Source organism: Rahnella sp. Larv3_ips, assembly GCF_003697865.1.
Taxonomy (GTDB): Bacteria; Pseudomonadota; Gammaproteobacteria; order Enterobacterales; family Enterobacteriaceae; genus Rahnella; species Rahnella rivi.
Genome location: NZ_MJIB01000014.1, coordinates 270650 through 282325, shown reverse-complemented (window position 1 = coordinate 282325; position 11676 = coordinate 270650). Strand labels below are relative to the sequence as shown.

Annotated in this window: 9 protein-coding genes and 1 pseudogene; all 10 read right to left on the bottom strand. The window is 51.5% G+C overall.

Annotation, left to right across the window (positions count from 1 at the left end):
* On the bottom strand, positions 1-1181 hold a 1181-nt coding region (locus ED901_RS17895), incomplete at its 3' end, for a DUF3396 domain-containing protein (RefSeq protein WP_162997909.1).
* 13 nt (positions 1182-1194) lie between these two features.
* Positions 1195-1392, bottom strand: a complete 198-nt coding sequence (locus ED901_RS25640) for a hypothetical protein (RefSeq protein ID WP_371414324.1) — start codon at positions 1390-1392, stop codon at positions 1195-1197.
* A gap of 121 nt (positions 1393-1513) precedes the next feature.
* A pseudogene (locus ED901_RS25475) lies at positions 1514-1909 on the bottom strand (type VI secretion protein ImpA); the annotation flags it as partial.
* A 133-nt stretch (positions 1910-2042) separates the two neighbouring features.
* Positions 2043-3095 carry a type VI secretion protein ImpA gene (locus ED901_RS17880; protein WP_122096733.1) on the bottom strand — a complete coding sequence of 351 codons (1053 nt, stop codon included), beginning with the start codon at positions 3093-3095 and terminating at the stop codon, positions 2043-2045.
* An 88-nt stretch (positions 3096-3183) separates the two neighbouring features.
* The gene (locus ED901_RS17875; protein WP_122096732.1) at positions 3184-4233 is read right to left on the bottom strand and encodes a type VI secretion protein ImpA; all 1050 of its coding nucleotides are present in this window, start codon (positions 4231-4233) and stop codon (positions 3184-3186) included.
* A complete protein-coding gene (locus tag ED901_RS17870; RefSeq protein WP_122096731.1) occupies positions 4233-5693 on the bottom strand; it encodes a hypothetical protein in 1461 nt (486 codons plus the stop codon). Before ED901_RS17870 ends, ED901_RS17875 begins: the two co-directional genes overlap by 1 nt.
* Before the next feature lie 15 nt (positions 5694-5708).
* Complete coding sequence (locus ED901_RS17865; protein WP_122096730.1) at positions 5709-8249, bottom strand: type VI secretion system Vgr family protein; 2541 nt, start codon at positions 8247-8249, stop codon at positions 5709-5711.
* Positions 8250-8792: a type VI secretion system lipoprotein TssJ gene (gene tssJ / locus ED901_RS17860; RefSeq protein ID WP_122096949.1), complete on the bottom strand. Its 543-nt coding sequence runs from the start codon at positions 8790-8792 to the stop codon at positions 8250-8252.
* 63 nt (positions 8793-8855) lie between these two features.
* Positions 8856-9938 carry a type VI secretion system baseplate subunit TssG gene (tssG, locus tag ED901_RS17855; RefSeq protein ID WP_122096729.1) on the bottom strand — a complete coding sequence of 361 codons (1083 nt, stop codon included), beginning with the start codon at positions 9936-9938 and terminating at the stop codon, positions 8856-8858.
* The gene (tssF, locus tag ED901_RS17850; RefSeq protein ID WP_122096728.1) at positions 9902-11671 is read right to left on the bottom strand and encodes a type VI secretion system baseplate subunit TssF; all 1770 of its coding nucleotides are present in this window, start codon (positions 11669-11671) and stop codon (positions 9902-9904) included. Before tssF ends, tssG begins: the two co-directional genes overlap by 37 nt.
* Between the last annotated feature and the right edge of the window lie 5 nt (positions 11672-11676).

Here is an 11676-nt window from a genome sequence, read left to right as displayed (position 1 = left end):
CCCTTATCATCCCGCTCCAGCAGTGACCAAAGCGTACGATGAAGCTTGCTTTCTTTATCTTCATATTCCGGCAGGGCTTGGCCTTGTTTGACATGAACATAATGCAAACTGCCGTCGATAAAGGTGCCCCAGCGGCCCGAGTGCGGGCTGGTTTCACCGCTGTATGCGGTGATACGCGCTGGTTCAGCGTGTTCGTCCGGCAATAATTTCGGGATGGGTAATTTATCGCTCGCTTCGTCAAAGCGCGCATACCATTTCATGGAGGATTCTTTATTAAACTGATGGTTATCCTCCATTGAATAGAAGTGCAGACTGTTATGACCATCCTGACGTATCGGGTGGATAATTTGATTCACCTTGGCTAAAAGTGACGGTAAGCCTTCGTCATTAATTTCACCGAGTCCCGGAGGCTGTTGACCGGCTTGTAAAATCAGCCCCTGATTGTAGGACAAGATAGCGATTTCAGGAGTGTCTGCTACCATTCTGTTAACAAAAGATACCCCTCCCAGCTTTTCAACCCACATATTCCCCAGGATGGTATACCAGCAAGCTCCTTTAATACCTTCAACTGCATCTCCGCCTTCAAGCATACCGATCGAATCTACCATCACACCGGGGAATCGTTGTGCCAATGAATACTCATAAGGGAACATGCGATGAAACTCCTGAGGAAGGGAGAAAGATATTCCTGCATAACCGCTTTCAACCTCGAATTCATTACAAAGCCAGAGCAGCCAGTCTTGGTAGCGCAGTGAACCATCCTCTTCTTTCAAAAGACTCAATGGAAAGGTCAGTTTGATAACAGAGCGATCATTTTCATTATGGAAAATGCGCTTTCCCATAATGGATATCGCGTAATCTGGTGCAAGATAGTCCTCGGCAGCACTGGTCAGATGCCATGAAAAAATTTCTTCTGGTGTAGAATCAATGATTTCCCGCTTTTTTGTGGCATAATTTTTTTCGGTTATTCCGACCCAACGACCATTCATTTGCTTTTTCAATAAATCGCCAAATTCTTTATAAAAACGGTCAACACAGCCAACCATTTTTTGACGCACTTCAGGTGTATGCCCATTGCGAAAAAATACGGTAATGATCAGCCCCAGCCCAACTGCAGGGCGTCCGTCCTGATAATTGACGGTGGCATCTGCCAGCCAGCGCTCGATGTAATTTAAGTCCATTTTAATTTCCTTATTATTGTGCTGCGACCGCTGCGGTGCTGGCACCCACGGCCAGTACGGTACCCAGCGATTCCCATGCCATAATGGCCAGCCTGATAATCAGTAAAAAAGCCGCTACCAGGGCTTCCGGTATGCCTAACGTTACCACCACCGCACCGATGCCAATGGCAACCAAAATCACCCCCACCGTTTTAGCAACGCTGGTCAGCACCTGTACCCAGTCAATTTGTTTCAGGGTTTCCAGCGTCAGGTCAGTGGCTTTTTGAATGCCCGCCCAGGCAGCTTTGAGTTGTTCATCCGTCCAGAAAGAGAGTTTTTTACCTGTTTTACTTACCCTCTATCCAGGCACCCCTTAATGTTATTGACAGACGCTTATCAAGTTTACTAGCTTTGGATTCGAGAGCAGATATTTGTTCTATTTCATATTCGGTCATCCAACCATTCCAAAACTCTACGATCCCTCTACTGATGCTACTCATAGCATGGCCAACATCGAATGCTTTGATGTCCTTATGAGTTCGTAGAATATAAGCTTTCATGTAACGTTCTTTCATCGGTCTGATATTAGGCATCACGCGATTTTCCCATACCATATCGGCCTGCTGCCATTGAGGGGGTTTTCGGGCATTAAGCGGCAGTTCACGTTTATATCTTTCCAGGGCTTCTTCATGGGCGTCGATATAGGCAATAATGGCATCACGGGTTTCGGCATAATGTTCTGCTGAGATGAATTTTTCTAAAAATTAACATTCCTGTGGATGTAAAATACCCATTATTCTTTCCCTTTGAATTAATCCGTCACTTCCTAATGAAAAACAGTAACCGATTTAAATCAAAACCGGCTACATGCACAAAAGTCATTCAGCTGTTTATAAAAACGCTGCCCTTATCATCCCGCTCCAGCAGTGACCAAAGCGTACGATGAAGCTTGCTTTCTTTATCTTCATATTCCGGCAGGGCTTGGCCTTGTTTGACATGAGCATAACGCAAACTGCCGTCGATAAAGGTGCCCCAGCGGCCGGTGTGCGGGCTGATTGCGCCGCTGTATGCGGTGATACGGACGGGTTCCGCCTGGCGTAATAACTTCTCTTTCTCCGGCCAGTTATACAATTCTTCCGGTAATCCTTTCGGGAAAAAACCTTCTGGCGGCACATCGATAAATTCGCCTTCAACCCGGCGGATAAGGGTCCAGCCGGTTTTTGCCCACTGAGATTCTTTCCAATGAAACAATGGCTTTCCTGTATCAAACGCAGTCTTATCTGTCCGTGTTATTCCCTGCCACGCTTCAGGAGGCTCACCAAAATCTGCGGGAATAAACCGCGCGCTGGCAAAATTAATATCAGGTAAATATATTCCAGTTTCTACAGGATTTTCATTTATTTCAATACGAACAGATGGGTCCAGTTTATACCTTGGTATTCTAGGTGGTATTTCATCTAATGTGTAAACACCTCGATCAATATAAGTCAAATGGCCTTCACTCCATATTGCATCAAGGGTTGATGATAATCGGTCATCAAGCTCCGAAGCTAAATATCTTAGTTCAGAAATTTTCTCACCTTCATCACTACTCATCCAACCATCCCAAAACTCAGAAATACCCCTATTAATATTTCTCATAGCATGACCAATATCGAATGCCTTAATGTCGCCATGAGTTCGCAGAATATAAGCTTTCATGTAACGCTCTTTCATTGGTCTGATATTAGGCATTACGCGTGATTCCCATACTATATCAGCCTGCTGCCATTGAGGGAGTTTACGGGTATTGAGCGGCATTTCACGTTTATATCTTGCCAGGGCTTCTTCATGGGCATCAATATAGGCAGTGATGGCATCACGGGTTTCGGCATAATGTTCTGCTGAGATGAATTTTTCTAAAAAGTAACATTCCTGTGGATGTAAAATACCCATTATTCTTTCCCTCTGAATTAATCCGTCACTTCCTAATGAAAAACAGTAACCGGTTTAAATCAAAACCGGTTACTCGCCCAAAAGTCATTCAGCTGTTTATAAAAACGCTGCCCTTATCATCCCGCTCCAGCAGTGACCAAAGTGTACGATGAAGCCTGCCTTCTTTGTCTTCATATTCCGGCAGGGCTTGGCCTTGTCTGACATGAACATAATGCAAACTGCCGTCGATAAAGGTGCCCCAGCGGCCGGAGTGCGGGCTGGTTTCGCCACTGTATGCGGTGATTCGGGTAGGTTCCACCTGGCGTAATAACTTCTCTTTCTCCGGCCAGTTGTATAATTCTTCCGGTAATCCTTTCGGGAAAAAACCTTCCGGCGGCACATCGATAAATTCGCCTTCAACCCGGCGGATAAGGGTCCAGCCAGTTTTTGCCCACTGAGATTCCAGCCAGCGATATTCCTTTTCACCTGTTTCTGAATCCACCCAGTCACTGCGTTGGGTACCTTGTCTCGCTGAGGCCGGTTTACCATAGTCTTCAGGAATAAATCTTGCTGGTGAAAAATCAATATCCGGCAAATAGAAACCTGTCTGCGTTGGAACATCGCCTGAATCAATACGCACTGAGTGATCTAATTCATAACGCGGAATTGTCTTAGGTAACTCGGATTTATCATACATTGAATGAATATATGTCAGATTACCCTCTATCCAGGCACCTCTTAATGTTATTGACAGACGCTTATCAAGTTTACTCGCTTTGGATTCGAGAGCAGATATTTGTTCTATTTCATATTCGGTCATCCATCCATTCCAAAACTCTACGATCCCTCTACTGATGCTACTCATAGCATGGCCAATATCGAATGCTTTGATGTCCTTATGAGTTCGTAGAATATAAGCTTTCATGTATCGTTCTTTCATTGGTCTGATATTAGGCATCACGCGCGATTCCCATACTATATCAGCCTGCTGCCATTGGGGAAGCTTACGGGTATTAAGCGGCATTTCACGTTTATATCTTGCCAGGGCTTTTTCATGGGCATCGATATAAGCAATAATTGCATCACGGGTTTCGGCATAATGTTCTGCCGAGATAAATTTTTCTAAAAAGTAACATTCCTGCGGATGTAAAATACCCATTATTCTTTTCCTTTTGGTTCATACCAGTTGTTTTTATTCTCTAGCTTCGGTAACCCCAGATAAGGGCTGACCGGGTCACCGGCCACATCGCCATAGCCCCAGCCGGTTTTCCGCCGCTCACCGGTAAACTCTTTTCTAAGCTGCGACGGGTCCAGTACGATTTGCACCGCTCCACCTTCCAGCGAATATTCTTTGGCATTCTCATTAATTTGTGTTGCAGCGCGGCCTTCCCAGACCTTAAGAGGTTGCCCCGGCGGAACTGTGTAAACGACATATTCCCCGTTTTCATTCCAGCTTTTCCATACGGCGAAACGTTTTCGCCAGTCACTTTTAGATGTCAGTTTTTCAAACTCTGCCTTTCGCATCCAGCAGATGCTGTTGTCTGAAGAGTTTGAGTCAATGACCCGAAAGATAATTTCACCCGGAGGAATTTCTGTGGCTGTCATCGAGGTATCGAAGGTATTAAATTTTCCTTTCAATGCGCCATTAGAGGAATTGTTTCGAAAATCAGGCCATCCTTTGGTGATTTGGGTGACCTGCGTACTGGAAATCTCTTCTAATGGTTCATACTTCAGTTCACTTACCCCAACATCCACCCAATCCGGTTTTTCCTGCTTAATCATCTCCACTTCTTTTGCCGCCCGTTCACCGCCGTAGATGTGTGCGTTGCTGCCCACATGCGCACGGTAGGCATTGTCACCTTCAACACGCAGGCGGTTTGCCAGTTTTTCCAGTAAATCGGTGAGGGGCGCGAGGGCTTTACCCAGCATCCGGTCCGCGTTGCGACGTACAGCCATCAACATGTTCCACAACGCGGCTACAGGTTGCTTTAACGATGCCGGGCCCCAGGCAGTGACTTTATCGAGAAGTTTTTTGGTGACGGAGAGGAGTTCATCAAAAACATTTAACAGGTCGAAGACGTCCAGGCTGTCGATCACGCTGCGTAATTTCTCCTCGAGGAAACGGTAAGGGTTATAAATTTTCAGATACTTCAGCGCGCTGCGTGTGGCGGGCATATTCAGAAAATCGTTCAATAAGCCGATGGCGCCTTCAAGAGCACGGTAAAGCTGGCCGGGGTTGTTTAGCTGATCCAGATGACTTTTGCGCAAATACAAAAACAGGACTTTAAATCCGCCCTTGCACAGCGACCCTAACACCGGGAAGCAGCCGATCAATGTCAGGCATAACGCAACCCATGCCCAGTTGTCGCTGTCGTCTTCATTAATTTTTTTGCAGTTAGCCACCAGATCGCGGATATCGCAGAGCTGATCCACAAAAGGGATCATGGAAATCACCGTCCCTGTGACGACCTGTCCGGTAGTTTGTCCGGTATTGAAATCTCCCTGCAGGGTTTCCCAAATCCATTGCCCTGCAGCCTCAATTTTTTTTTGCCCACTGTAGACCCAGCTGTCAGGCGGCGGGGTGAAAAATGCCAGAGCCCTGGCGAAATCGTCATCCATTGGTGATTGTCCCTGTTATTTCGTTAAAAGGCTGTCCGTTGCCGCATCTAGTGAGGTGTAGCGTTCCCAGTCCGGATCCGGTAAGGGGTCGGGCAAAACGTATTCCACGCTGGCTGATTCAAACGGCACATTTTTGTGCAATGCATATCCCTGTTCATCAAGCTTGCCAGCCAGTACCGAACCGCTTTCGAATGTGATGCGGTAATCCGCGTTGGCTATGGCATTTGAGTCTTCATCCCTGAAATCCAGTGCCAGGTCGTATTTCCCGCCCCCCGGCAGATAGGGCATATTCAGCCGCACAGGATCCGCCACCGTCAGCACCGTGTGCGGCGTTTTCCTGAAATATTCACCGGCCGTGCCGTACTCAATTTTGCCGTCCTGCAGGATGAGATAACTGCCGCCGCCAATCAGCGTGATGCGCTTTTTCGCGCTGAACAGGATGTCGCCGTCCACCGCCGTGATGCTCACTTTTTTGCCCGCCGCAAGCGCCAGCCGGTTGTTCTGCGCCTGAACGTCGACCTTACCCTCGCTGGCCTTCAGGCTCATCTCGCCCTTCAGCGCAAAGATGCCCATTTCCTCACCGGTGTTGACGGTCAGGTTCTTAATCACCCCGATATCCGCGTTTTTTCCGGCGTTCAGAATTATGTTTTGGGTCGCCGCGAGCTGCATATGTTCGCCGCTGGTCAGCGCCATGCCTTCCGGCGCGCTTGCCAGCACCACCTGATTTATCGGCTTCAGCCGTTCGCTGAACATCGCGATTTGCGCCGCGATATCGGCCTCCAGCGCGCTGGCTTCGGCGGCTGCCTGGCTGAGGGCCTTTACCTGACGCTGCAGGTAGTCGATTTCAGCCATCGCCGCGCTGTTATCCAGCACCTGACCCTGCGCCTGCGGCTGGGCGTCCGCGCTGAGAAAGACGCCCTTACCACCGCGCAGGACGCCGTGTTCATCGGTGCGCAGCTCAAAACCTTGCCCGCGCGGCGCGTTTTGCGCATCCACGATATGCCCGCTATTCAGCTGGGTTTTGCCGTATTCGGTGGCGAGCTTGATGTGCTCCTCACCGCGCCGGTCCTCCATCCGCAGCTTGTTATTTGACGGAGTGCGCAGGACGTTGCGGGTGTGGTTCCGTTCCGTCACGTGGTCAGGATGTTCAGAGTCGTGCAGCGCGACGGCGATATACGGCCGGTCGGGGTCACCGCCGTCAAAGGCGATGGCCACTTCGGTGCCGTCGGTCAGCGGCATATGCCAGCCGTAGCCGTCGCCGCCGTAGGGTTTGGCGAGGCGCAACCACAGGTACGCATAACCGGCATCCGCCGGGGCGCGGTCGCCGTCAATCCGTACGCGGTAACGCCCCTGATTATCGAGCCACGCGTAAGTGTCGCCTTTGTTCGGGCTTTCCACCCGCGCCGGTATCGTGCCGCTGAGCACCGGCCGCGCCGGCGGTTCGGGGCGGAAGCCAATCGTTTCGCGGTAGGCCATGCCCCAGATATTGAGGCGGAAGTGGTCAGTGCGCGAGCCTTTGGCGACGATGCGGGTAATGAGGATGCCGTCCGGCAGGTCGCTGAACGGGTAGGCCTGCGGCTTCAGCACCTGACCCGGTGCCAGCCCGCTGCCGGTGGTGCGGGCAAAGATGCGGCACTGATGATTCAGTTTACGTTCATGGCGTATGCGGGCATAAAACGCGCCGGTTTCGGCGGCGGCGTCCACGTCCTCACCGGCCTCGCGGTAGGGCCGGGCGTACAGGTAGCTTTCGCCGGTCACCGGCGCTGCGCTGCGCACCTGTGCGCTGGCGTCCAGCGGCGTGGTGGCCTCGCGGTAGTTGTAATCGCGTTTAAAGATTTTGCCGGTCACGGCGTTCCAGTGGATTTTCAGCCCCCAGACGCTTTCGGCGTGGGCGTCGCTCATCCCCGACGGCTCGCAGTACGGCAGGGTGACGCCAAACTGGTACTGCTCCGGCCCGTCGCCGAACAGCACCTTTTCACACGTCAGGCGGGTGTCCGCCTCAAAGCGAAACCAGATACCGACCTCGGCCAGAATGCGTTTTATAAACTGCAGGTCGGTCTCGCCCCATTGTGTGATGAGCTCACGGTCGGGGTAGGTGTGGCTGAGGCGAAACTCAAAATCCTGCCCTTCGAGCCCGTGCTTGCGCAGGATAAATTCCGCCACTTCGGGCACCGACTGGTTCTGAAAAATAAAGCTGTTGGTGCTGTTTTCCAGCAGCCGCAGGCGTGGCACCAGCTCAAGGCGGTAAAGGGTTTCGTCGGCGGAGGTCGACAGGCGCTGAAAGTCACGGATAACGCCGTACACGGCGCGTTCGGGCTGGAAAGGCGTGCCCATCGTGAAGCTGGCGAACTGGCGCAGCATCTGTGCGGCATCGATATCCGGTTCGGGGCAGGTGACGTCAACGGTGTAGGAAAAAGTCTCGCTGAGCTGTTCCTCGCCGCGAAAGTTCAGCACGTCCAGACTGTAAGGGCTGTTCCAGATATCAAGTGAGTAGCGGGACAAACCTGTCGTATCAGGGAGAAGATTTTTCAGGATATTAACCACAGAAACCTCCATTTAATCTTTGAGTGGTAACAACGTAAGCAGCCCGTTACTGAGTTCCAGCGTGCGGGGCTTGTCGGGATCAAGCTCTTCCCGTTTCAGGACCACACGCCATGTATCATGTTGTCTGTCCGGGTTGCGAAACAACGCCACCACCGCGACAAACTGAGCATCGGGTTCCATGGGCATATCCAGTGATACATCACCGCCCGGCATCACCAGCACTTCCTTAGAGGCCAGGGCATCGGCTTTTAACAGGTTGTCGGCCTGAAGCAGCAGCTTTTCATAATCCGCGGCGTCAAAGGCTTTGCGATCTTTAAGCTGATAAACACGCACCATGGTGGCGAGCGATGACTGATCGCCTTCATCTGTGTTCATAGAAGTGCGCGGGGAAAAATCGAGATGCAGTGTTTTAATTTGCTTGTAGAAAATCGCTTTGGTCACGCCTTTGGTGCCATCGACCACTTTCTGAGTCAGGCCACAGCCGCTAAGCAGAACCGCGAGCAGAAACAGGCTGAAATACTGCCATCTTGTAGGTGAGGAAATTATTTTTGCCATCAGGGAATCCTTTTTCTTCATTCGCAAAAAATACTGTGTCCCTGCAATGTCTTGATTGCAGGATTAACGGAACCGGTATTCTCCCGACTCAGCGGGTAGCAAGGGTTCTTCATGTACACCCTGATAGGTGCCGAGACTGACGGTCATACTTTGCGGCAGGCTGTCACGTTTGCTTTCCTGTAAACCCAGCACACCAGTACGCCCGAGCTGTATCCGTCGGGACCCACCGAGCCGGGGTTCCGGCAGCAAGCGGGTAGGGACGGTGAGTTGCAGACGGGCATTGCACCGGTAGCCGAGATATACCCGCATCAGCACGAGTAAATCGGTATGCAAATGGCCGCCGGGTAACCATCCTTCAGCTTCTTCAGGATCGGAGGTCATCAGACTCACCAGTACCCGGCTATTACCGTCTTTTCCTTTGCGACCCAGTACGCTGCGCTGTGCCAGCGCAATACGGTTTTCAGCGCAAAACCCGCTGCGACTTCGCATTTCCACTGACACCGGGTCATGCCCCTGAATATAAGCCTGCGTCAGGGGTGCCAGCAGATTCACCAGTGCACGGATCCCTTCAGCCGTTCGTGTCGGCAAACGCATAGTGCTTAAAAGCGCCAAAAATCGGGAAATCGGCGTCGCGATATTTTTGGCCGTGCCGGGTATCCCCAGACCAATCAGACCGAGTAGGCACTGTGATGTCTCATCCGCTCCGCCAGCCTGGAAACTAGCGGGGTAGGCGTATTTACGCCAGATGCGATAGAACTGCGTCATCAGCCGATGGTTGAAAATATCCAGAAAATGCTCAACGCTTTCGTATCCTTCCCGCCGTTGGCTAATATTGTCGAGATAGCCTGTGGGTAAGGGGGCATCTACCCCATAGAGCCCCATAAAGGTAGTGCGAACAGTGGGTGTGGCGTGTAAATGTTCCCGGTCGGCTTCTATAGCGCGTATTTCGCTGACCGGAAAACCCATACCAGGATGCGGGCGAAAACGTATTGGATCTGTTGCGGGATTGCTGGTTGTACCAAGCAGCGGAGCTTCACCGCCAGCCTGTTCCAGAAGCTGACAAAACCGGTAAAAATTCAGATAGGGCGCCTGCGGACTCAGGGCATCGATCAGCCCGGTACGTGTTGGCTGTGATTCTCGTTCCATCTCAGGCGTTTTCCTGTCGGTTGCAACACCAGCGTAAGCTGATTGAAAAGGTGAATATCGGCGTACAAGGCAAAGAAGCGGTGCAGCATTTCACCAAAGAGATTAACGTCCCCTTCGCCCGCGAAGTTGTCTGTATTCAGGGTGATTTCTACATCGACACCGCGCAGCATGAACCCTTTTTCAAATCGCTGGATCAGGTGGTGTTCGACGGCAACAATCGCCTCGAGCCTGCGGCAGTTCATTTCATCATCGGTCCAGTCATACAGCGCCAGCGTGCCTCGCAGCACCTCTGGGTTATCCATCATGCTGAGGAAGCTTGAACCCAGGTGACTCATCACCCGCCAGTGGAAGCGATCATTGGCAGGCGGATATACCGGCATGGTAGGCGTGGTGAGGTTGCGAACTTGTACCGGGACTTTGCCGGCTTTGACAACCCGGTTGAGCAGGGTACTTTCAAGCGCCTTACGTGGAAGCTGGCCGTTGGTCCCGGTAATACGCAGTGAAAGTGCTTCACGCTGTTCAGCAAGCTGTTCTGCTTCAAAGGATTTGCCACCGAGAATTAACCATGTGTCATGCAGGCCGGAAGGTCCGCGCTTAACACGGGTGTGGAAATAGCGTTCGGGAGCATCATGACGCATCATGCCCCCGCGGTGACGGAAACTGGTGAAGGGCACGTAGTCGTGTTTGCCGTTTTTAACGGAACCGTGTACCTGATCAACACTGTAAATTTCTACGTGGCCATCCTGCATTCGCAGTGGCCGCAAAAGATATTCATTCGCCAGCGGATCAATTTGCAGCGGGTCGGCTTCCAGTGAAAACAGGTTAATGACCGGAACGCAGTGTAACCGGAAGGTATCGGTATCAAACGGCAGGTCGTAAGGCCACAGCTCACTCAGCACAATATCGAGTTCGAACCATGTCGTTCCCGGTACCAGATGAACATTTTGCAGTCCGTTCAGCTCAACGAACATAAATTTTGGGCGGAAGGTAAAATATTCCAGTAACAACTGATAGCCACTAAACGCCGAGCTCCCTTTAGGCCACAGGCGTTCATTTTCTTCAAATCCCATGGGCTTAAACCAGCCGTCTATCGCACGGCGATCCTGACCCAACTCCGGCTGGCGGATATACATGGCCTGAACTTTGCGGGTCAGGGCCAGATGCAGAGCGCTGCTGACCGGACTGTCGGCATCGAGATAGATTGCCACGCGGCTTAAATCTATCTTTTGCCAGTCCGCCAGCGGACCGCAGTCAAAACGCAGGCGTATGGTTGAACGCCCGTCTGCTTCAGTATGCAATTTCGCCTGTGAAACATTGATCGGCATAAGCGGCATATCCCGCGTCACCTGATACTGGCAACAGGTGTGTTTTTGCCCGACAGGCTGTGACAGGACAGAGAAGCCCCGGGGCACGATCTCCACCTGCTTAAGTTGCCGGTAATCAGGTTTCAACTCAACAATGGCCAGTGAAGGGATTGTCCGCATATAGTGTGGCCACAAAAGGCTGACCAGTCCCTCTGTGAGTTCCGGCAGGTCATCGTCAAGTTTCTCCCGCAGGCGCCCCATCAGGAAGGCGAAACCTTCAAATAAACGTTCAACGTACGGATCGCGCGCCCCGGACTTATCCAGGTTGAGCATCGCGGCCCGGTCGGGATGGGCATGGGCAAATTCGCGCCCGGCCTCGCGCAGGTAACGCATCTCAGCTTCGTAATAGCGCAGGGTCAAATCATCCATAAACA

Excerpts from the sequence above, each read along its gene's own strand:
- ED901_RS17880 (WP_122096733.1), bottom strand. The coding sequence starts at position 3,095 with ATGGGTATTTTACATCCACAGGAATGTTACTTTTTAGAAAAATTCATC.
- ED901_RS17875 (WP_122096732.1), bottom strand. The coding sequence starts at position 4,233 with ATGGGTATTTTACATCCGCAGGAATGTTACTTTTTAGAAAAATTTATC.
- ED901_RS17870 (WP_122096731.1), bottom strand. The coding sequence starts at position 5,693 with ATGGATGACGATTTCGCCAGGGCTCTGGCATTTTTCACCCCGCCGCCT.
- ED901_RS17865 (WP_122096730.1), bottom strand. The coding sequence starts at position 8,249 with ATGGAGGTTTCTGTGGTTAATATCCTGAAAAATCTTCTCCCTGATACG.
- tssJ (WP_122096949.1), bottom strand. The coding sequence starts at position 8,792 with ATGGCAAAAATAATTTCCTCACCTACAAGATGGCAGTATTTCAGCCTG.
- tssG (WP_122096729.1), bottom strand. The coding sequence starts at position 9,938 with ATGGAACGAGAATCACAGCCAACACGTACCGGGCTGATCGATGCCCTG.
- tssF (WP_122096728.1), bottom strand. The coding sequence starts at position 11,671 with ATGGATGATTTGACCCTGCGCTATTACGAAGCTGAGATGCGTTACCTG.